The following is a 20,161-nucleotide window of genomic DNA, read 5'->3' as shown; positions in this document are numbered from 1 at the left end:
GTTAACGCAGTTGGTGCGCATTTGTATGGCTATTTCACCCCGCCACCATGATCGTCCGGTGGCTCCTCCGGCGGTACCACCTGCTTCTCCTCGGCGAAATGGCAGGCCGAGTCGTGCGCGGCCGGGCCCTCGGTGAGCCGGAACTCCGCGGGCACCGCGAGCAGCGGCACCTCCAGCGTGCACCGCTCCTGCGCCTTCCAGCAGCGGGTGCGGAAGCGGCATCCGGACGGGATGTTCGCCGGCGAGGGCACGTCCCCGGTGAGGATGATCCGCTCCCGGTGCTCACGCGCCTCCGGGTCGGGCACGGGCACGGCGGAGAGCAGGGCCTGGGTATAGGGGTGTGTGGGGTGGTCGTAGATCTCGGCGTCCTTGCCGGTCTCCACGATCCGCCCGAGGTACATCACGCCAACCCGGTCGGAGATGTGCCGCACGATGGAGAGGTCGTGCGCGATGAAGACGTAACTCAGGTCGAACTCGCCCTGGAGCCTGTCCATCAGGTTGATCACCTGGGCCTGCACGGAGACGTCGAGCGCGGAGACCGGCTCGTCGGCGACGATGATCTCCGGGCGCAGCGCCAACCCCCGTGCGATGCCGATGCGTTGACGCTGGCCGCCGGAGAACTGGTGCGGATAGCGGTTGATGTACTCGGGGTTGAGCCCGACCACGTCGAGCAGATCCTGGACCCTGCGCCTGCGCTCGCCCTTCGGCGCGACCTCGGGGTGGATCTCGTACGGCTCCCCGATGATGTCGCCGACGGTCATGCGCGGGTTGAGCGAGGTGTACGGGTCCTGGAAGACCATCTGGATGTTGCGGCGTACGGCCTTCAGCGCCTTGCCGGTCAGCCGGGTGATGTCCTCTCCGTAGTACTTGATCGTCCCGGCCGTCGGTTTCTCCAGGTTGACCAGCATCTTGGCGACCGTCGACTTGCCGCAGCCGGATTCGCCGACGATGCCGAGGGTCTCGCCCCGGCCGAGGTGGAAGTCGACGCCGTCGACCGCCTTGACGGCCCCGATCTGCTTCTTGAAGAGAATGCCCCGGGTGAGGGGGTAGTGCTTGACCAGGCCGCTGACCTCGAGAATCGCCTCAGGCATCGGGCTCTCCCGCCGCACTCGCTCCCTCGCCGCTTCCGGCATCGAGCGTCTCTCTCCAGAAGAAGCAGGCGCTCCTGCGGTCCTCGTCCACTTCGAAGAGCGGCGGTACGTCGGTGCGGCACACGTCCTGGGCCATCGGGCAGCGCGGGTTGAAGGCGCAGCCCGGTGGGATGCGCATCAGGTTGGGCGGCAGGCCCTTGATCGCGTACAGCTCCTTGCCCTTCTGGTCGAGCCGCGGAATCGACTCCAGAAGCCCCTTTGTATAGGGGTGCGCCGGGGCTTTGTAGATGTCGTGGACCGGCGCCGACTCGACGATCCGGCCCGCGTACATCACCGCGATCCGGTCGGCGACGTCCGCGACCACCCCGAGGTCATGGGTGATGAGGATGAGCCCCATGTCGAGCTCGCGCTGCAACTCGGCCAACAAGTCCATGACTTGGGCTTGGACGGTGACATCGAGTGCGGTGGTCGGTTCGTCGGCGATGATCAGCGCGGGTTCCAGGGCCAGCGCCATGGCGATCATGATGCGCTGGCGCATTCCGCCGGAGAACTGGTGCGGATAGTCGCGCACCCGGTCGCCGGCCGCCGGGATCCGCACCCGGTCCATCAGCTCGATCGCCTTGGCCCGGGCGTCCTTCCGCGACATCCCACGGTGCACGGTGAACATCTCGCCGAGCTGGTCGCCGACGCTGAGCACGGGGTTCAGGGAGGACAGCGCGTCCTGGAAGATCATCGCCATCTCGGCGCCGCGGACCTTGCGCCGCTCGTCCTCCTTGAACTTCAGCAAGTCCTTGCCCCGGAAGAGGATTTCACCGCCGGTGATCCTCCCGGGCGGCATGTCGAGAATGCCCATCACGGCCTGCGCGGTGACCGACTTGCCGGAGCCGGACTCGCCGAGCACCGCGAGCGTCTCGCCTTCGTCCACGCTGTAGGTGACTCCGTTGACGGCCTTGGCGACCCCGTCCCTGGTTCTGAACTCCACGTGCAGATCGCGTACTTCCAGCAGCACGGCGGTCACCTCAGCTTCGGGTCGAGGGCGTCGCGCACCGCGTCGCCGAGCATGATGAACGCGAGCACGGTGATCGCGAGCGCTCCCGCCGGCCACAGCAGCATGTGCGGGGCGTTGCGGATGTAGGCGGAGGCCGACGAGATGTCGATGCCCCAGCTGACCGTCGGTGGCTTCAGGCCCACGCCGAGGTACGAGAGCGTCGCCTCCAGAGAGATGTAGGTACCGAGCGCGATGGTCGCGACCACGATCACCGGCGCGACGGCGTTGGGCGTGATGTGCCGCAGCAGCAGCCGTGCGTGGGAGGCGCCGAGAGCGCGGGCGGCCTGTACGTAGTCGTTCTGCTTGATGGTGATGACGGAGCCGCGCGCGATCCGGGAGATCTGCGGCCAGCCGAGCAGCACCATGAACCCGATGACCGGCCAGATCGTATTGCTGGTCACCACGGAGAGGAGGACAAGACCGCCGAGCACGACGGGGATCGCGAAGAAGATGTCGGTGATCCGGGACAGGAACGAGTCCCCCAGCCCGCCGAAGAACCCGGCAAGGCCGCCGAGCACCGAGCCGAGAATCGCGACGCCGAGGGTGGCGCAGACGCCGACGCTGATCGAGACGCGGGTCCCGTACACCACCCGCGTGTAGACGTCGCAGCCCTGGCCGTCGAACCCGAAGGGGTGTCCCGGCTGCGAGCCCTGCTGGGCCTTGGCGAGGTCGCACTTGAGCGGGTTCTGGGAGGCAATGAGCGAGGGCCACAGGGAGATGACCACCAGGAAGAGGATGACGAGCCCGGAGATGATGAAGACGGGGTTGCGCCACAGATCGCGCCAGGCGTCCGACCAGAGGCTTCTGGGTTTCTCCTGCGGGCCCGTGCCCTGCGGTCCCCCCGGGGTCTTCTCCAGGGTCTCGGCCTCGCTCACGGCGAGGTCCATGGCCCCGCCCATTCCGGTTCCGGCGATGGCGCCCTCCTGCTCGTACGGCTGCTCAGGCATAACGGATCCTCGGGTCGAGTACGGCGTACAGGAGGTCGACGAGCAGGTTGGCGACCAGGAAGACGAGGACGAGGACGGTCACGAAGCCGACGACGGTCTGCGTGTTCTGGCGCAGGATCCCCTGGTAGAGCTGGAAGCCGACGCCGTGGATGTTGAAGATCCGCTCGGTGACGATCGCGCCGCCCATCAGCGCGCCGATGTCCGTGCCGATGAAGGTGACGACGGGGATCAGCGAGTTGCGCAGCAGATGCCGGGTGATCACCCGGTGCCGGGGCAGGCCCTTGGCGGTGGCGGTGCGGACGTAGTCGGACCGTTTGTTCTCCGCGATGGAGGTCCGGGTCAGCCGGGTCACGTAGGCGAGGGAGACGGAGGCCAGCACCAGGCCCGGCACGATCAGTTCACCGAAGGTGGCCTCCGGGGAGACGGACGGTTTGATCCAGCCCCACTCGACGCCGAGCAGCAGTTGGAGCACCAGACCGGTGACGAAGACCGGCACCGAGATGACGACGAGGGTGAGCAGCAGAACGCTCGTGTCGACGGGTCGTCCGCGGCGCAGCCCGGTGACGACGCCGAGCGCGATCCCGATGACGATCTCGAAGAGGATCGCGACGATCGTCAGCCGGATGGTGACCGGGAAGGAGGCGGCCATCAGCTCGGTGACCTTCTGCCCGTTGAAGGCGGTGCCGAAGTCGCCGGTGAAGACGTTGCCCATGTATGTCAGGTATTGCTGCCACACGGGCTTGTCGAGGCCGAACTCCTTGCGCAGTTGGGCGGCCGTGGCGGGGTCGCACTGCCGCTCGCCGCACAGGCCCGCGATGGGGTCGCCCATCACGTTCACCATCAGGAAGATCAGCAGTGTGGCGCCGAAGAAGACCGGGATCATCTGCAGCAGACGCCGGATTACGTACCGTCCCATGAGGGCTCCGGAGGTAGTACGGGGCGAGCCCTGGCGTGGGCTCGCCCCATGGACGGTTCAGCTGACCTTGATCTCGTTGTAGACGGGGACGCTGAACTGGTTGAGCGCCACGTTGGACACGCGCTCCGAGTAGCCGGCGCTGCCGTTCTGGTACCAGAGCGGGATGGCGGCCATGTTGTCCCGTACGACCCCTTCGGCCTGCTGGAAGAGCTTGACCGCCTTGGCCCGGTCGGTCTCGGCGTTCGCCTCGTCGACGAGCTTGTCGAAGTCCTTGTTGGACCACTTGCCATCGTTGGAGGAGGCGTTGGTGTAGTACAGCGGCTGCAGGAAGTTCTGGATCAGCGGGTAGTCCATCTGCCAGCCGGCCCGGAAGGGACCCGGCATCTTGTGCCGGCCGATCTGGTTGCGGAAGTCGGCGAAGGTGCCGATCGGGTTCCCGACGCACGCCTTGTCGTTGCCCAGCGCGTTGTTGATGGAGTTGCAGACGGCGTCGATCCACTCCTTGTGGGAGCCCGTGTCCGCGTTGTACGAGAGCTTGACCTGGCCGCCGGGCAGGCCGCCGCCCTCCTGGATCAGCCTTTTGGCCTCGCTCGGGTTGTACTTGCAGGAGTCCCCGCACAGCCCGTCCTGGAAGCCGCCGTCCGTGCCGAGCACCGGGGAGGTCCAGTCGGAGGCCGGGGTGCGGGTCTTCTGGAAGATCGTGTTCGTGATCTGATCACGGTTGATCGCCATGGACAGGCCCTGGCGGACCTTCTGGGCCCCGCTCGTGTCCCAGTTCTTGTCATAGAACGGGAAAGCGAGCGTCTGGATGATCCCGGCAGGTGTATTGATGTACCGGCCGCCAAGGTCACTCTTCGCGTTCTTGAGCTGGGAGGCGGGCACATCGTCGACAAGATCGAGGTTGCCGGCCAGCAGATCCGTGTAGGCGGTGTTGTTGTCGGTGTAGACCTTGAGGTCCACCCCGTCGTTCTGCGCCTTGTCGTCGCCGGGGTAGCCGTCCCACGTGCGCAGGGACATCTGCGAGCCCTTGGTGTAGGAGTCGATCATGTACGGTCCGTTGCCGATCGGCTTCTGTACCCACGCCGCGTGGTCGTCGAAGAAGGCTTTGGGCAGCGGCGCGTAGGCCACGTATCCGAGAGTGTCGGGGAACGTCGAGAACTTCTGGTTGAGCCTGACGGTGAAGGTGTTCGTGCCGGTCACCTTGAGCCCGGAGAGGGTGTCGGCGCTCTGGCTGCCCGTGTCGGGGTGGACCTTGTCGTAGCCCTCGATGTACCCGAAGAAGTACGCGTTCTTCTGGTTGTTCTTGAGACTGGCCCCGTAGTTCCACGCGTCGACGAAGGACTTGGCGGTGACGGCCTCGCCGTTGCTGAACTTCCAGCCGTCGTTGACGGTGATGGTGAAGTTCTGCGAGTCCGTGGTGTCGATCTTGTCGGCCAGCATGTCCTCGGCCGCGCCGGTCTTGGAGTCGTACCGCTTCAGACCGCGGAAGATCATGTCGAGGACCTTGCCGCCCTGCACCTCATTGGTGTTGGCCGGCTCCAGCGGGTTCTGCGGGTCCCCCCAGGAGGAGGAGACGACTCCGGAGCCCTTGCCGCCACCGCCGCCTCCTCCGCCCCCGCAGGCGGTCGCCGCGAGGGCTGCCGCCGCCGCGCAAGCGGCCCATTTGGCGTGCGTGGCTCCACGCATGGAGTGCCTCCTCAAGAGTGCGCTGTGCCGTCGGCGCCGGGACATGAGGACACGGCCCCGGTGCCTTGTGCCTTTAGCGCTCAATATCGGGCTATACCGGGCGTATCGCACGATCACCCCACCCGTATGGGTGGCAGCACCATCCGGATGCAGTCACTCCGGACGGTCAACCAAATGATCTTGAAGATTGAGGCAATGGATCTTCGCCGTTCGATGCCGAACCGTTGGATTGCGCGCACCAGATGTACGCATTCCGAGACTCAGGCGTCCGCTTATCGAACTCCTTGCCCGTTTCGCGTAGTTAGTCCGATTCTGGACACGGAACGGCCACAGTGCGCTACACGCGTAGTTACGCTAAGGTCAAGTCCGGGCAAAGAAAGTAAAGACAAGCCCAAGGGGGTCGAGAATTTATTGACCTTGAATGAATTGCGTTGAAAAAGTCCGGCGTAGCCCGTAGGGAGCGCCCTGCGGAGTCCTTGACCGCATCGGGCCTGGAGCACCATGACCCCCCCAACTCCATCTGCGGCTGCCCCGCTAGAGGTGACCGACGAGAGCGTCGAGAAGTCGCTCTCTCCTTCCACCACCAAGGGCTCCGAGAGTCGCTCTCCGGGACGACTCGCCTGGAAGCGGTTCAAACGTGACCGCACGGGCGTCATATCGGCCTACATCGTGATCTTCTTCTTCGTGATCGCGATCGCCGCCCCCTTGATAGCCAAGCTGTACGGCAAGAACCCGTACACCACGTACGCCAGCCAGCGACCTGAGCTCCTGGACGCCTTCTCCTACCCCTCGGGGCCGAACGGCGGAATGAGCTCGGAGTTCTGGTTCGGTATCGAGCCGCAGCTGGGCCGGGACGTGTTCACGTTCCTGCTGTACGGCATCCGTACCTCGCTGGGTATCGCCGTGGCCGCCACCCTGCTGACCACCGTCGTCGGCGTGGTCGTCGGTGTCACCGCGGGCTACCTGGGCGGCAAGACGGACTACCTCGTCGGCCGGATCATCGACATCCTGCTGTCGTTCCCGTCCACGCTGTTCTTCATCGCCTTCATGCCGGTGGTGTACGGACTGTTCGTCGCCCCCGACGAGAACATCCCCACCTCCCTGCGAGCCATCTCCCTGATCCTGGTGCTCTCCGCCTTCGGCTGGGCCTCCATCGCCCGTCTGCTGCGCGGCCAGGTACTCGGTCTGCGTGAGCGGGAGTACATCGAAGCTGCCAAGGTCACGGGCGCGTCTCCGAAGCGCATCGTGTTCAAGGAGCTGCTGCCCAACCTGTGGACGCCGATCATCATCCAGTCCACGCTGATGCTTCCGGCGTATGTGACCGCGGAGGCGGGTCTCGCCTTCCTCGGCGTCGGCATCATCGACCCGACGCCGGACTGGGGCGTCATGATCCAGCGCGGCGCCCAGTTCTACACCGAGGACCTCACCTTCATGCTCTTCCCGGGCCTGTCGATGGTGATCTTCGTCCTCGCCTTCAACCTGCTCGGCGACTCGGTGCGCGACGCGCTCGACCCGAAGTCCAAGCGGTAACCGCACCCCGTTCCACCCGGCCCGTTCAGTGTTGTGCGGCCGGCGTCATTCCGTCCCGATCGTCCCTATAAGGCAGGCTCATCCATGTCTTTCTCCCGTAGAAACTTCCTGATCGCCACCGGCGTGGTCGCGGCCTCGTCCTCGGTGCTGACCGCGTGTGGCGGCAGCGGCAGCGACAGCAAGTCGAAGAGCAAGGCCCCCTCGGTCAGCGGTTCCAAGACCCAGGAGATCCTGGTCGGCACCAAGGCCGACTCCACCGGCCCGGCGCCGGAGGTCAAGGGAGCGGTCAAGGGCGGGACGATCTACTCGCTCGACCAGTTCGACATGGACCACCTGGACCCGGCGCAGATCTACGTCTCGACCGAGGGCGCCATCACCGCCCCGATCATGCGTGGCCTCACCGGCTACAAGATCGACGACAAGGGCGGCGCCACGCTGGTCGGCGACGCGGCCACGGACGCCGGCACCATGAAGGACGGCGGCAAGACCTGGACCTTCACCCTGAAGGACGGTCTGAAGTGGGAGGACGGCTCGGACATCTCCGAGGACGACCTCCGCCACACCTTCGAGCGCCTCTTCGCCTCCTTCATCGCCGAGGGTCCCCGCTACGTCCAGCAGTGGCTGGTCGGCGGCGACAAGTACAAGGGCCCCTACGACGGCAAGAAGCTCGACTCCATCGAGGTCGACGGCAAGACCATCACGTTCCGCCTCAACGAGGCGCGCGCCGACTTCAACTTCACGCTCGCCATGCGTGGCTACTCCCTGGTGAACAAGAAGCACGACACCAAGGAGAAGTACGACAAGCGCCCCTTCTCCTGCGGCCCGTACAAGATCGGCGCCCGCTCCATCGGCAAGTCGCTCACGTACGTGCGCAACGAGCACTGGGACCCGAAGACCGACTCGATCCGCAACAACTACCCGGACCAGTACGTCTTCCAGTTCGGCTTCGAGCTGCTGGCCTCCACCGACCGCTACATCGCGGACTCGGGCAAGGACCAGTACGCGATGTCGATCTTCAACGAGGTCGCCCCGGAGCGCATCGCCCAGGTCCTCACCAACGCCAAGCTGAAGCAGCGCGTCCTCACCCAGGTCGACACGGTCACCTACTACTGGCCGATCAACATGACCCGCATCAAGGACGTCAAGGTCCGTCAGGCCATCAACCACGCGTGGCCGCACCAGCAGATTCAGACCATCCAGGGCGGCGCCTCCACCAGCGAGATCGCCACCACCATCCTCGCCCCGGTGACCCCGGGTTACGAGAAGTTCGACCTCTACGGCGTCAACAAGAAGCCCGGCGGCGACCCGGTCAAGGCCAAGGCCCTGCTGAAGGAGGCCGGCAAGCTCGGCCAGAAGCTGGTCATCGCCTACCAGTCCTCGGACACCCAGGTGAAGGTGGCCGTCGCGGTCAAGAACGCGCTGGAGGCGGCCGGCTTCAAGGTCGTCAACAAGCAGGTCGACAAGTCGACCTTCTACACGCAGATCGGCAAGGTCGACAACGACTTCGACCTGTTCGGCGCCGGCTGGAGCCCGGACTGGCCGAACGGCTACTCGGTCTTCTACCCCTGCTGGAGCGGCAAGAACATCGGCGACGGCCGCAGCAACTACGCCCAGCTGAACGACCCGAGCATCAACAAGGCCATCGACGCGGCCGCCAAGATCACGGACGCGGCCGAGGCCAACAAGGCCTGGGGCAACATCGACCGCCAGATCATGGAACTGGCGCCGGTCGTCCCCGACTACCACAAGATCCGCAACTGGATGCACGGCTCCAAGGTCGGCAACGTCGTGTACGACAGCGGCAACACCTGCGTCGCGCTCTGCAAGCTCTACGCAATGAAGTAAGCCGTACGACCAGGGGGGTGGCCGTTCGCCCGGCCGCCCCCCTCCGGCCCTCTCCCCTCCACGCCCCCGGCGACGGCGCCCCGTCCGGAAAGTCACGCCCCCATGTCCCGCTTCCTCGTCCGCCGAGTCCTCGGCGCACTGGTCATCCTGCTGATCATCAGCGCCATCACATTCGGTCTCTTCTACGCCATCCCGCGTGACCCGGCGATGATGTCCTGCGGCAAGAACTGCACGCCCGACATGCTCGCGCAGATCCGGCACAACCTGGGCATCGACCACCCGATCCCGGTGCAGTACTGGGACTGGCTCAAGGGTGTCTTCGTCGGGCGGGACTACGCCGGCTTCGGGAACTGCAACGCCCCCTGCCTCGGCTACTCCTTCGCCAACCGCGAGCCCGTCCTCGGCACGATCATGGACCGTCTGCCGACGACCCTCTCGCTCGCGTTCGGCGCGGCCGTCGTCTTCCTGATCTTCGGTGTCGGCGCGGGCATGCTGGCCGCCGTCAAGCAGGGCAAGTTCCTGGACAAGTTCGCCAGCTCGGCCTCGCTGTTCGGCTCTTCGCTGCAGATCTACTTCGTCGGCTATGTCGCGATGTTCTTCCTGGTCTCGAAGCTGCACCTGTTCGCGCAGCCGTCGTACACGCCCTTCACCGAGGACCCGGTCTCCTGGTTCTCCGGGCTGCTGCTGCCCTGGCTGACCCTGGCGATCATCTTCACCGCCAACTACACCCGTATGACCCGCTCCCAGCTCGTCGAACAGCTCAGCGAGGACTACGTCCGCACCGCCCGCGCCAAGGGCCTGTCCCGTGCGAACGTCTTCTTCCGGTTCGCCTGGCGCGGAGCGATGGGCCCGATCGTCACGGTCTTCGGCATCGACCTGGGCGTGCTGATCGGTGGCGCGATCATCACCGAGTCGACCTTCAGCATCCAGGGCATCGGCCGCCTCGCGGTGGACTCCGTGAACAAGAGCGACCTGCCCATGCTGCTCGGCGTCACCATCCTGTCGGCCGGTGCGATCGTGTTCTTCAACATCATCGTCGACGCCGTCTACGCCCTCATCGACCCGCGGATCCGGCTCGCCTGACCCCGGGCAACCCGCCCCCGACAGCTACCCCCGGCATCACCCCCCTCAGGAGCGTCCCCGTGACGAGCACCGATCAGCAGCCCTTCCTGTCCGTCAGGGATCTGAAGGTTCACTTCTCCACCGAAGACGGCGTCGTCAAGGCCGTCGACGGTCTCACCTTCGACCTGGCCAAGGGCAAGACGCTCGGCATCGTGGGCGAGTCGGGCTCGGGCAAGTCCGTCACGAACCTGACGATCCTTGGCCTGCACGACCGCGATCGCACCGCCATCGACGGGGAGATCCTGCTCGACGGCAAGGAGTTGCTGACCGCCTCCGAGCGAGAGCTCGAACGGCTGCGCGGCAACAAGATGTCGATGATCTTCCAGGACGCGCTGGCCTCGCTGTCGCCGTACCACACCATCGGCAAGCAGATCGGCGAGACGTACCGCAAGCACACCGGTGCCTCCAAGAAGGAGGCCCGGGAGCGGGCGATCGAGATGCTGAAGCGCGTCGGCATCCCGCAGCCGGACATGCGGGTCGACGACTACCCGCACCAGTTCTCCGGCGGTATGCGCCAGCGCGCGATGATCGCGATGGCGCTGGTCTGCGACCCCGAGCTGCTGATCGCCGACGAGCCGACGACCGCGCTCGACGTGACGGTCCAGGCCCAGATCATGGACCTGCTGAAGGACCTCCAGCAGGAGTTCGGCACGGCGATCATCTTCATCACCCACGACCTCGGTGTCATCGCCGACATCGCGGACGACGTGCTGGTGATGTACGGCGGCCGGTGCGTGGAGCGCGGTACCAAGAAGGAGGTGCTGCGTGCGCCGCAGCACCCCTACACCTGGGGCCTGCTGGGCTCGATGCCGAGCCTGGACGGTCCGGTCGACGTACCGCTGAACCCGATCCCCGGCGCGCCGCCGTCGCTGCTGAACCCGCCGACGGGCTGCCGCTTCCACCCGCGGTGCACCTTCACGGAGAAGATCGAGGGCGGCCTCTGCTCCACCGAGCAGCCGCTGCTGAAGATCACGGACGGGCGCGGTGCCGCCTGTCACCTCACGGCGGACCAGCGCCGCGAGTTCTTCGCCGACTACGCCGCGACCCGGTCGCACTGACGTAACTGAGACGGGATTTCACGATCATGAGCAACACGAACCCCCTCCTGGACGTCACCGGACTGACCAAGCACTTCCCGGTGATGGGAGGCTTCCCCTTCAAGCGGAAGATCGGCGCGGTCCAGGCCGTGGACGGACTCGACTTCCAGGTCGCCGAGGGCGAGAGCCTGGGTCTGGTCGGTGAGTCCGGCTGTGGCAAGTCGACGACGGGCCGGCTGATCACGCGCCTCCTGGAGCCCACCGGCGGCAGCATCAAGTACCGCGGCCAGGACATCACGCACGCGGGCCGCAAGCAGCTGGCGCCGGTCCGCTCCGAGATCCAGATGATCTTCCAGGACCCGTACGCGTCGCTGAACCCGCGCCAGACGGTCGGCAAGATCATCTCGGGTCCGATGGAGATCAACGGGATCAACCCGCCCGGCGGCCACGAGAAGCGCGTACGCGAACTCCTGGAGACGGTGGGCCTCAACCCCGAGCACTACAACCGCTTCCCGCACGAGTTCTCCGGTGGTCAGCGTCAGCGCATCGGCGTGGCCCGCGCGCTGGCCCTCGAACCCAAGCTGATCGTCGCGGACGAGCCGGTCTCGGCGCTCGACGTCTCCATCCAGGCGCAGGTGGTCAACCTGCTCCAGGAGCTCCAGCGGGACCTGGGCATCGCGTTCGTCTTCATCGCCCACGACCTCGCGATCGTGCGCCACTTCTCGGAGCGCGTCGCGGTCATGTACCTCGGCAAGATCGTCGAGATCGCCGACCGCGAGGACCTGTACGACAACCCGCGTCACCCCTACACGCGCGCGCTGCTGTCCGCCGTTCCCGAGGCCACCGCGGACGAGGTGCCGTCCCGCGAGCGCATCCTTCTCACCGGTGACGTGCCCTCCCCGCTCAACCCGCCGTCGGGCTGCCGCTTCCGCACCCGCTGCTGGAAGGCCACGGAGAAGTGCGCGACGGAGGCCCCGCCGCTGGTCCAGGTCGAGGGCAACCGCGAGGGCCATCTGACGGCGTGCCACTACCCCGAGGTCAAGGAGACCGTGCCGGCTCCTCGCCTGTCCAAGGACCCCGGAGTCACGGCCTGACACACCCCTTTTCGTCAGCCGTGACCCACGGAACCGACCTTCGCCGGCCCATTGACCCGAGCCCACGAATGTCCGGTTCCCGGGGAACGAAGGCCCGCACCCTTCCGGTGCGGGCCTTCACTCGGCTCAGGGCACCCTTCTGGTGCGGGCCTCCACCCGGCTCAGGCGTCCGTGGCGTCCGGCTCCAGGTCCAGCTCGCCCACGACCTGGTCTCCGCTCATCTCCCCCGTACGACGGAAACCGAGCCGCAGATAGAACTCCTCGGGTCCGCCCTCACCTTCGACCCAGGTCACCGTGACCCGCGACTGGCCGCGCCCGCGGATCTCCTCGCACACGGACTCGACGGCGAACCGGCCGTAGCCGCGCCCCTGTCGGCCGTCGGCGATGTTCAGACGCCAGAGGCCGGAGCGGGGCCGGTCGTCGGGGTTGTCGGGGTCGAAGCGGAAGTCGAAGAAGGCCATCACGAAGCCGACCGGTTCGTCGCCGTCGAGGATCAGGCGGGGCCAGGCCTTCTCGGCGTGCGCGTAGGCCTCGGCCAGCGACTTCACCACCGGGGAGGCGAACCGCTCCTGGTCCGGCCGAACCTTCAGCGTGAGGGCCGCGTCGATGTTGTCCGGCGTCACCTTCGCCAGCCGCAGATCCGCCACCGCTAACCCGACTTCCCGCGCTCCACGCAGAATTCATTGCCCTCGGGGTCGGCCAGGGTGACCCAGCCGCCACCGTCGGGGCGGGTGTGGTCCGCGATCTGCCGGGCACCGAGGCCGAGCGCCCGCTCGACCTCCGCCGCCCGCGTGCGGCCGTGCGGCTGCAGGTCGAGGTGGACGCGGTTCTTGGCCGCCTTGTCCTCCGGGACGTGCACGAAGAGCAGAGTGGGCCCGCCGGACGGGTCCACGATCACCGCCTCCGGGTCGCCGGGCTTGTCGTCGTCGGCCAGCGGGCGGCCGAGCAACTCGCTCCAGAACAGGCCGAGATCGTAGGGATCGCCGGTGCAGTCGAAGGTGATCGTACGGATGGTGGGGTTCAACGACCCTTGCTCTCCCATGTACTAGTCCCCCGTCCGGCCGTCGGCCATCTCGCGCAGGATGTCGATGTGGCCGTTGTGCCGGGCCGTCTCCTCGATGAGGTGGAGGAGGATCCAGCGGAGGTCGACATGGCGGCCGTCGCGGATGGGGCGCTGCGCCTTGGCGTCCAGGTCGTGGTCGGCGACCAACTGGCGGTAGCGGGCGGCCTGTTCCTCGTAGTCGTCGAGAAGTTGGGGCAGCGGGATGTCGACGGCGATGCGCATCTCGCGGTCGGGATCCTCGTCCGTCCAGGGCCCCTCGTCCTCCTCGCCGAGGAAGACCACCTGGAACCAGGAGTACTCGACCCAGCGCAGATGGCTGATCAGTCCGGAGAGGGTCATCAGCGGGGACCCGGGCAGCGGCGCCTTGATGGCGTCCTGCGCGGAGACGCCCTCGCACTTGGCGTGGGCGGTGGCGCGGGCGTAGTCGAGGAAGGTGGTCAGCTGTGAGCGCTCGTCCCATGCGGGGGGCGTGTCAGTTCGAGTCATCGGGGTGAAGCATCCCCGTCCGCCCGTGCGATGTCGAGCGATTAAGTGCCCGCTCCCGGTGCGGGGTTGTCGGCTCCCCGGCACCGGGGCCAGACTGTCGCGCCATGGCCTTCCACCTGCGCGGGACCGTCCTGCCCGACGGCGTGGTACGCGACCTCTGGACGCTCGGCGACCGGCTCAGTCTCTCCCAGGCGCCACCACAGCCGTGGCCACCCCGGGTTCGTAAGAGAGCGCGAGGATCAAAGGTCCAGTAGTGCTTCGAGCGGGGCGACGGGCTGAGACACTGCTGCGATGGCTGATCGTTCGTTCAGTGACGTCTCACTCGCCGCCCTGTATGACGCCCTCAATCCGTGGGGGCCGAGTGACGACTTCTATCTGGGCCTGGTGATGTCCGCGCGGTCCGTGCTCGACGTCGGGTGCGGGACGGGGCGGCTGTTGGGGCGGGCCCGGGAGGCCGGGCACGAGGGGCGGCTCTGCGGGCTGGATCCCGCCGCGGCCATGCTGGTGCAGGCGCGGCGCCGGATCGACGCCGAGTGGGTGCTCGGGTATCTCGCCTCCGCGCGCTGGGAGCGGGAGTTCGACCTCGTCGTGATGACCGGGCACGCCTTTCAAGTCCTGGTCGGTGACGAGGAGTTGCGCTCCTCGCTGGCCGCGGTCCGCGAGGCCCTCAGCGACGACGGCCGGTTCGTCTTCGAGACGCGCAATCCCGCCGCCCGCGCCTGGGAGTCGTGGACCCCGGAGCGCGTGCGCGAGGTGAGCGACGCCCACGGCGATGTCGTACGGGTGTGGCACGAGGTCGAGACGCCCGTGCTCGGGAACCACGTGACGTTCACCGAGACGTTCGAGCACCCGGGGTGGGAGCGGCCGCGGGTCAGTCGCAGCACGCTGCGGTTCCTGGGGGCGGACGCGCTGGCCGGGTTTCTCGGCGACGCCGGGCTGGCCGTCCACGAGCAGTTCGGCGACTGGGGGCGGGGGCCGCTCTCCCCCACCGCCCCCGAGATCATCACCGTGGCCGGGCCCCGGCCGACCTAGGGGGCTTCTGATGGATCATGTCGAAGACGCGGGGCCTGGCACGCCCATCTGCGCTTATGAGGCACCGCAGCTCTCCTCCGACCTGATCCGCCGGACAGGCCCTAGTCGTCCTCGCCCTCCAGGGCCGCCAGCGCCGGATCCAGCACGATGTCCTCCGCGCGGGCCTCGATCGTCGGATCTTCCGGGAAATGGCAGGCCGTCAGATGTCCCTCGGTGTTGCCCGACAGCTGGATCAGCGGCGGCTCCTCCTGCGCGCACTTGTCCTGGGCCTTCCAGCAGCGGGTGCGGAAGCGGCAGCCGGAGGGCGGGGAGATGGGGGAAGGGACGTCGCCCTCCAGGCGGATGCGTTCCTTCTTCTCGGCGTCGATGTCCGCGTCGGGGACGGCCGACATGAGGGCGTGGGTGTAGGGGTGGCGCGGGCCGGTGTACAGCGACGTACGGTCCGCGATCTCCACGATCTTGCCGAGGTACATCACCGCGACGCGCTGCGAGAAGTGGCGGACGACGGCGAGGTCGTGCGCGATGAAGACGAACGCGATGCCCATCTCCCGCTGGACTTCCTGGAGCAGGTTCACCACCTGCGCCTGGATGGAGACGTCCAGGGCCGATACCGGCTCGTCGGCCACGATCAGCTTGGGCTTGAGCGCCAACGCCCGTGCCACGCCGATGCGTTGGCGCTGACCACCGGAGAACTCGTGCGGGAAGCGGTTGTAGTGCTCGGGGTTGAGGCCGACCGTCTCCAGCAGCTCGCGCACCCGGGCCTCGCGGCCGCCGGGCGGATTGATGCCGTTGATCTCCATCGGCGAGGAGATGATCGTGCCGACCGTCTGCCGGGGATTGAGGGAGGCGTACGGATCCTGGAAGATCATCTGGATCTCGGAGCGGATCGGCGACAACTGGCGCCGGGTGGAGCGGCTGATGTCCTTTCCGCGGTACGAGATCGTGCCTTGCGTGGGCTCCATGAGACGGGTCAGCAGTCGTCCCGTCGTGGATTTGCCGCAGCCCGACTCGCCGACGAGACCCAGCGCCTCACCGGGGAAGACGTCGAACGACACGCCGTCCACGGCCTGCACCGCGCCGATCGTGCGCTTGATCGGGAAGCCTCCCTTCACCGGGAAGTGCTTCTTCAGGTCGCGTACCCGCATCAGCGGTTCGGCCGGGTCCATGTCCCGCTGACCGGGGATGGTGTCGGCCGCGACCGCGGTCTTCTCGTCGCTCACAGCGTCGCTCACAGTCAGTCCCCTCAGCCCAGCCTGGGCCGAATCGTCTCGGTGAAGATGCGGCTCTTTTGATCCAACGTCAGATGACAGGCCGCTCCCCGACCCTCCGGCAGCTCCGGCCGGATGTCCACGCACCGGTCGGAGCCCTCCACCTCACCGCGGAAGCCGCAGCGCGGATGGAAGGGGCATCCCGAGGGCGGGTTCAGCAGTGACGGGGGCGCGCCCGGAATGGGGGTCAGCGGTTCGTCCACATCGGCCGTCAGACGTGGCATGGACCCCAGCAGACCCCAGGTGTACGGGTGTTGCGGGGACTTGAGGACCTCGCGGACCGTGCCGCGCTCCACCGCCCGGCCCGCGTACATCACGAGCAGGTCGTCCGCCATGTTCGCGACCACCCCGAGGTCGTGGGTGATCATGATGATCGCGGAGCCGAACTCCTGCTGGAGGTCCTTCAGGAGGTCCAGGATCTGTGCCTGGACGGTCACGTCGAGGGCCGTGGTCGGTTCGTCGGCGATCAGCAGGTCCGGGTTGCAGACCAGGGACATCGCGATCATCACGCGCTGGCGCATACCGCCGGAGAACTGGTGCGGATAGTCGTCCACGCGCCGCTGGGCGTGCGGGATGCCGACCTTCTCCAGCATCTCGATGGCCCGCTCGCGCGCCTCCCTCTTGGAGGCCCCGGTGTGCTTGCGGAACGGCTCGCCGATCTGCCGCCCCACGGAGTGGTACGGCGACAGCGCGGTCAGCGCGTCCTGGAAGATCATCGCCATCTTGTTGCCCCGGAGCCTCTCCAGCTCGGCCTCGGTGGCGGTGATCAGTTCCTTGCCGTCGAGGACGATCTCGCCCTCGATCGTGGTGGTCAGCGGGTTGTGCAGGCCCAGGATGGTCAGGTTGGTGACGGACTTCCCGGATCCGGACTCGCCGACGATGCCGAGCGTCGTACCGCGCTCCAGGTCGAAGGAGAGACCGTCGACCGCCTTGACGACGCCGTCCTCCGTGGAGAACCGCACATGCAGGTCGCGGACCGACAGGAACGCGTCGGATCCGGCCGGCGCCGGGGCGTCCTCGGGCTTGGTGAGTGTGGTCACTGAGAGGGCTCCTCAAGCACTAGGACAGCCGCACACGCGGGTCGATCACGGCGTACAACGCATCCACGATGACGTTGAGCAGAAGGATGAACGCGGCGCTGAAGAGCATCACGCCCATGAGTTTCGGCAGGTCCTTGCCTACGACAGACTCCACTGCGAGCCGGCCGATGCCCGCGAGCCCGAAGGTGAACTCGGTGACGACGGCGCCGCCGAGCAGCGCGGAGAGGTCCATGCCGAGGATGGTGAGGATCGGGATGAGGGAGCCGCGCCAGGCGTACCGGAAGAAGACGTATCTGCCGGTCATGCCCTTCGCGCGGGCCGCGCGCACATGCTCTTCCTGGAGCTGTTCGATCATCGTCGAGCGCGACATACGCGTGTAGTTCGCGGTGAAGATCACGGACATGACGACCCAGGGGATCAGCAGGCCCATGAACCACTGCCCGGGATTGTCCGAGAACGGCACGTACTTGGGCTTGTCCAGCCAGCCGGTGCTGTAGACGAAGATCCCGAGGACGATCGGGCCGAGGAAGTAGATCTGGAACGAGCTCAGCACCAGCGAGATGGAGCTGAAGACCTTGTCGAGCCAGGTTCCCCGGTAGCGGGCGGCGATCATGCCGGTGCCGAGACCGACGATGAGGAAGACGATCAGGCCGCCGATCGTGAGGGACAGCGTCAGCGGGAAGCGGTCCATGATCGTGGACCAGACCATCTGCTGGTCACGGAAGGAGACACCGAAGCAGGGAGCCGGGCAGTGCCCCACGGCGAAGTCCCGTCCGACGAAGATGCCGGAGAGGAACTTCCAGTACTGCACGGGGATCGGATCGTCGAGCCCCAGGTTCTTGTGGATGATCGCCAACGCGTCCGGGGTGCAGTTCTTGCCGCACGCTAGCGTGGCCGGGTCCTGGGGGATCGCGTAGTACATGAAGAACGTGAAGGCGCTGATCAGCAGGAGGATGAGCATCGCGCCGAACGTCCGGCGAAGGATGAATCGAAGCATGGCGGAACGCTGCTCTCAGGACGGCGGCCAGGGACAGGAGCGCCCGGGGCGCACTGCGCGCAGTGCGCCCCGGGAGGGTGGTCAGCTCTTGAGGAAGACCCGGGTCGGGTCGGTGTAGCTGGTCACCGTGGAGTAGCGCAGGCCACCCACGTTGGTACCGGCGATCTGGAACACCTTGGTGTAGTAGATCGGCGATGCCGGGTTGACCTTCTGGCTGATGTACTGGTTGAGGGCGGTCCAGGCCTTGGTGGCCTCGGCGGTGTCCGTGATCTTCTGGATACGCGCGATCTCGGAGTTCACGTGGTCGTCGTTGATGTGCGCGTAGTTCGAGGCGCCGTCCTGGATCTGCGTGCCGTCGTACAGCGGCGGGAAGACGGTGCTGGCGGACGGCCAGTCCTGGCCCCAACCGGTCATGTAGATGTCGAAGCCGTTCTGGACCTTGCCGACCTGCTCGTACCAGGTCGCGGCGTCGATCTCCTTCTTCTGGACGTCGAGACCGATCTTCGTGAGGGCGTTCTCGACGAGGACGGCCTGCTGCTGGCGGACCGGGATGTTGGCGTAGGCGTAGACGATCTTCTTGCCCTTGGCGCCGGCTTCCTCGATCAGCTTCTTGGCCTTGGCGATGTCACCGTTGGGGTGCTTGGTCCGGTCGAAGGGGTCGTAGTCCTTCTGGTAGCCCGGAGTGGTGGGCGACATCAGGCTGTTGGCGACCTCACCGCCGTACGCGCCACCGTCCGCCTTGTACACGGCCGTGGACGGCATGGCGTAGGTGATCGCGTCGCGGATCTTCTTGTCCTTGATGCGGTCCATGTTGAAGTTCATCTGCCACACGTACGGGGCGTAGCCCTGGATCGTGCGCTTCATCGCCGCGGCGTCGGAGACGACCTTCTGCACCTGGGTGGTGGCGACCTGACCGGTCATCATGATGGCGTTCTTGGCGTCACCACGGTCGGCGAGGATCGTCTTGGTCTGGTCCTCGTCGTCGTGGTTGATGTCGATGTTGAAGCCGTCGACGTACTGGTGACGCATCGCGTCGCTCTTCGCGTCCCAGTTGGTGTTCTTGACCAGCTTGACGCTCTTGCCGGCCTTGAACTCCGAGATCTTGTACGGGCCGACGGCGACCGGCTTGGTGTCGTACTTCGCCTTGGTGTCCGTCTTCTCGGGGACGACGGAGTAGCCGGCCATGGCCAGGGCCTGCGGCAGGTCGGGCTGCGCGACCTTGAAGTGGAAGACGATCGTCTTGTCGTCCGGGGTCGCGAGGACCGAGTCCGGCAGGTGCTTGCCCTTGAACGGGCCCGCGTACGCCTTGCGGTAGGTGGTGCCGGAACCCGACAGCCACTGCTGGATGTAGGACGGGCCATCCGTGATGAACGGGTCGTAGAGCCGCTCGAAGGTGTGGCGGATGTCGGCCGAGTCGATCACATGACCGGTCTCGTCCTTGATCCCGTCCTTCAGCGTGTACGTCCAGGTCTTGCCGCCGTCCGACATCTTGCCGGGGTCCGTGGCGAGGTCGCCGACGACCGTGAGGCCGCCCTTGGCGTCCTCCTTGTACGTGGTCAGGCCGCGGAAGATGAGCTTGGCGAGCAGGCCGGCGTCGCTGACGTAGATCTGGCCCGGGTCGAGGTGCGAGAAGTCGTCCTCCTCGTACACCTGGATCGTGCCGCCGGGCTTGGCGCCGGTGACCTCTTCGGCGGGGCCGGTCGAGTCCGCGGCGGTGCCCATTTTCACCGCCGCGGACTGCGACGCGGCTTCTTCCTTGTTCTTGCTCTTGTCTTTGCCGCTGCCGTTGTCACTGCTGCTGCAGCCGGCCAGCGCGAGGGCGCCGGCCGCGACCGCGACGACGGCGGTCCGCGCTCTGCGGGAACTGAGGATGCTCATGGAGTCGAGTCCACCTGCCTGTGAGTTGTGATCAGTGATCCACTGGTGCTGCTTGGCAGTGCACGGCCGGTCGTCGCCGGC

At 66.7% G+C, this 20,161-nt stretch carries 18 protein-coding genes; 6 read left to right on the top strand and 12 right to left on the bottom strand.

The features are described 5' to 3' along the window. Nucleotides 1–29 precede the first annotated feature (29 nt). The 5 genes from IEY95_RS34660 to IEY95_RS34640 are packed head-to-tail and all read right to left on the bottom strand — an operon-like array spanning nt 30 to nt 5,688. Nucleotides 30–1,091 carry an ABC transporter ATP-binding protein gene (locus IEY95_RS34660; RefSeq protein WP_189190142.1) on the bottom strand — a complete coding sequence of 354 codons (1,062 nt, stop codon included), beginning with the start codon at nt 1,089–1,091 and terminating at the stop codon, nt 30–32. Beyond that, nucleotides 1,084–2,100: an ABC transporter ATP-binding protein gene (locus tag IEY95_RS34655; RefSeq protein ID WP_189190141.1), complete on the bottom strand. Its 1,017-nt coding sequence runs from the start codon at nt 2,098–2,100 to the stop codon at nt 1,084–1,086. The genes IEY95_RS34660 and IEY95_RS34655 overlap by 8 nt, the downstream gene beginning before the upstream one ends. Before the next feature lie 5 nt (nt 2,101–2,105). Further along, on the bottom strand, nt 2,106–3,086 hold the full coding sequence (locus IEY95_RS34650; RefSeq protein ID WP_189190140.1) for an ABC transporter permease: 981 nt from the start codon (nt 3,084–3,086) through the stop codon (nt 2,106–2,108). Further along, complete coding sequence (locus IEY95_RS34645) at nt 3,079–4,002, bottom strand: ABC transporter permease (protein WP_189190139.1); 924 nt, start codon at nt 4,000–4,002, stop codon at nt 3,079–3,081. Before IEY95_RS34645 ends, IEY95_RS34650 begins: the two co-directional genes overlap by 8 nt. Nucleotides 4,003–4,059: 57 nt before the next feature. Continuing rightward, nucleotides 4,060–5,688 carry a peptide ABC transporter substrate-binding protein gene (locus IEY95_RS34640; RefSeq protein ID WP_189190138.1) on the bottom strand — a complete coding sequence of 543 codons (1,629 nt, stop codon included), beginning with the start codon at nt 5,686–5,688 and terminating at the stop codon, nt 4,060–4,062. Nucleotides 5,689–6,228: 540 nt separating this feature from the next. On the opposite strand from IEY95_RS34640, the gene IEY95_RS34635 reads away from it, so the two are divergent. The 5 genes from IEY95_RS34635 to IEY95_RS34615 all read left to right on the top strand — a co-directional run bounded on the left by IEY95_RS34635 (nt 6,229) and on the right by IEY95_RS34615 (nt 12,316). Beyond that, nucleotides 6,229–7,218 carry an ABC transporter permease gene (locus tag IEY95_RS34635; RefSeq protein ID WP_189190137.1) on the top strand — a complete coding sequence of 330 codons (990 nt, stop codon included), beginning with the start codon at nt 6,229–6,231 and terminating at the stop codon, nt 7,216–7,218. Nucleotides 7,219–7,302: 84 nt separating this feature from the next. Next, nucleotides 7,303–9,063, top strand: coding sequence for an ABC transporter substrate-binding protein (locus IEY95_RS34630; RefSeq protein WP_189190136.1), 1,761 nt, complete (start codon nt 7,303–7,305; stop codon nt 9,061–9,063). Between the two features lie 102 nt (nt 9,064–9,165). After that, the gene (locus tag IEY95_RS34625) at nt 9,166–10,146 is read left to right on the top strand and encodes an ABC transporter permease (protein WP_189190135.1); all 981 of its coding nucleotides are present in this window, start codon (nt 9,166–9,168) and stop codon (nt 10,144–10,146) included. 59 nt (nt 10,147–10,205) lie between these two features. Beyond that, nucleotides 10,206–11,243: an ABC transporter ATP-binding protein gene (locus IEY95_RS34620; RefSeq protein WP_189190134.1), complete on the top strand. Its 1,038-nt coding sequence runs from the start codon at nt 10,206–10,208 to the stop codon at nt 11,241–11,243. 26 nt (nt 11,244–11,269) lie between these two features. Beyond that, on the top strand, nt 11,270–12,316 hold the full coding sequence (locus IEY95_RS34615; protein ID WP_189190133.1) for an ABC transporter ATP-binding protein: 1,047 nt from the start codon (nt 11,270–11,272) through the stop codon (nt 12,314–12,316). A 161-nt stretch (nt 12,317–12,477) separates the two neighbouring features. Here IEY95_RS34615 and IEY95_RS34610 read toward each other — a convergent pair whose 3' ends face one another. Genes IEY95_RS34610 through IEY95_RS34600 form a run of 3 tightly spaced genes read right to left on the bottom strand, consistent with a single transcriptional unit; the run spans nt 12,478 to nt 13,865 of the window. Beyond that, on the bottom strand, nt 12,478–12,954 hold the full coding sequence (locus IEY95_RS34610; protein WP_189190202.1) for a GNAT family N-acetyltransferase: 477 nt from the start codon (nt 12,952–12,954) through the stop codon (nt 12,478–12,480). A gap of 11 nt (nt 12,955–12,965) precedes the next feature. Then, nucleotides 12,966–13,358 (bottom strand): VOC family protein, encoded by a 393-nt coding sequence (locus IEY95_RS34605; protein WP_189190132.1) that lies wholly within the window; start codon nt 13,356–13,358, stop codon nt 12,966–12,968. Nucleotides 13,359–13,361: 3 nt separating this feature from the next. Further along, nucleotides 13,362–13,865: a DinB family protein gene (locus IEY95_RS34600; protein ID WP_189190131.1), complete on the bottom strand. Its 504-nt coding sequence runs from the start codon at nt 13,863–13,865 to the stop codon at nt 13,362–13,364. Nucleotides 13,866–14,156: 291 nt separating this feature from the next. Here IEY95_RS34600 and IEY95_RS34595 point away from each other — a divergent pair, with 291 nt between their 5' ends. Continuing rightward, a complete protein-coding gene (locus tag IEY95_RS34595; protein ID WP_189190130.1) occupies nt 14,157–14,897 on the top strand; it encodes a class I SAM-dependent DNA methyltransferase in 741 nt (246 codons plus the stop codon). Between the two features lie 101 nt (nt 14,898–14,998). Here the strand turns inward: IEY95_RS34595 and IEY95_RS34590 are convergent, their stop codons facing one another. The 4 genes from IEY95_RS34590 to IEY95_RS34575 all read right to left on the bottom strand — a co-directional run bounded on the left by IEY95_RS34590 (nt 14,999) and on the right by IEY95_RS34575 (nt 20,080). Further along, entirely contained in the window at nt 14,999–16,063 is a 1,065-nt protein-coding gene (locus IEY95_RS34590; protein ID WP_189190201.1) for an ABC transporter ATP-binding protein, read from the bottom strand. A gap of 77 nt (nt 16,064–16,140) precedes the next feature. Continuing rightward, on the bottom strand, nt 16,141–17,205 hold the full coding sequence (locus tag IEY95_RS34585; RefSeq protein WP_189190129.1) for an ABC transporter ATP-binding protein: 1,065 nt from the start codon (nt 17,203–17,205) through the stop codon (nt 16,141–16,143). Nucleotides 17,206–17,224: 19 nt separating this feature from the next. Continuing rightward, nucleotides 17,225–18,202: an ABC transporter permease gene (locus IEY95_RS34580; protein WP_189190128.1), complete on the bottom strand. Its 978-nt coding sequence runs from the start codon at nt 18,200–18,202 to the stop codon at nt 17,225–17,227. Nucleotides 18,203–18,283: 81 nt separating this feature from the next. Continuing rightward, nucleotides 18,284–20,080 carry an ABC transporter substrate-binding protein gene (locus IEY95_RS34575; protein ID WP_189190127.1) on the bottom strand — a complete coding sequence of 599 codons (1,797 nt, stop codon included), beginning with the start codon at nt 20,078–20,080 and terminating at the stop codon, nt 18,284–18,286. Nucleotides 20,081–20,161 lie beyond the last annotated feature (81 nt).

It is taken from the genome of Streptomyces albiflavescens (genome assembly GCF_014645835.1).
In the GTDB taxonomy this organism is placed as follows: Bacteria; Actinomycetota; Actinomycetes; order Streptomycetales; family Streptomycetaceae; genus Streptomyces; species Streptomyces albiflavescens.
Note: the sequence above shows the minus strand (reverse complement) of the source record. Positions and strands in the feature narration are given on the sequence as shown.

What these genes read in the sequence shown, in the direction of transcription:
- IEY95_RS34660 (WP_189190142.1), bottom strand. Translation starts at nt 1,091, where the DNA reads ATGCCTGAGGCGATTCTCGAGGTCAGCGGCCTGGTCAAGCACTACCCC.
- IEY95_RS34650 (WP_189190140.1), bottom strand. Translation starts at nt 3,086, where the DNA reads ATGCCTGAGCAGCCGTACGAGCAGGAGGGCGCCATCGCCGGAACCGGA.
- IEY95_RS34645 (WP_189190139.1), bottom strand. Translation starts at nt 4,002, where the DNA reads ATGGGACGGTACGTAATCCGGCGTCTGCTGCAGATGATCCCGGTCTTC.
- IEY95_RS34640 (WP_189190138.1), bottom strand. Translation starts at nt 5,688, where the DNA reads ATGCGTGGAGCCACGCACGCCAAATGGGCCGCTTGCGCGGCGGCGGCA.
- IEY95_RS34630 (WP_189190136.1), top strand. Translation starts at nt 7,303, where the DNA reads ATGTCTTTCTCCCGTAGAAACTTCCTGATCGCCACCGGCGTGGTCGCG.
- IEY95_RS34625 (WP_189190135.1), top strand. Translation starts at nt 9,166, where the DNA reads ATGTCCCGCTTCCTCGTCCGCCGAGTCCTCGGCGCACTGGTCATCCTG.
- IEY95_RS34615 (WP_189190133.1), top strand. Translation starts at nt 11,270, where the DNA reads ATGAGCAACACGAACCCCCTCCTGGACGTCACCGGACTGACCAAGCAC.
- IEY95_RS34605 (WP_189190132.1), bottom strand. Translation starts at nt 13,358, where the DNA reads ATGGGAGAGCAAGGGTCGTTGAACCCCACCATCCGTACGATCACCTTC.
- IEY95_RS34600 (WP_189190131.1), bottom strand. Translation starts at nt 13,865, where the DNA reads ATGACTCGAACTGACACGCCCCCCGCATGGGACGAGCGCTCACAGCTG.
- IEY95_RS34595 (WP_189190130.1), top strand. Translation starts at nt 14,157, where the DNA reads ATGGCTGATCGTTCGTTCAGTGACGTCTCACTCGCCGCCCTGTATGAC.
- IEY95_RS34590 (WP_189190201.1), bottom strand. Translation starts at nt 16,063, where the DNA reads ATGGACCCGGCCGAACCGCTGATGCGGGTACGCGACCTGAAGAAGCAC.
- IEY95_RS34580 (WP_189190128.1), bottom strand. Translation starts at nt 18,202, where the DNA reads ATGCTTCGATTCATCCTTCGCCGGACGTTCGGCGCGATGCTCATCCTC.
- IEY95_RS34575 (WP_189190127.1), bottom strand. Translation starts at nt 20,080, where the DNA reads ATGAGCATCCTCAGTTCCCGCAGAGCGCGGACCGCCGTCGTCGCGGTC.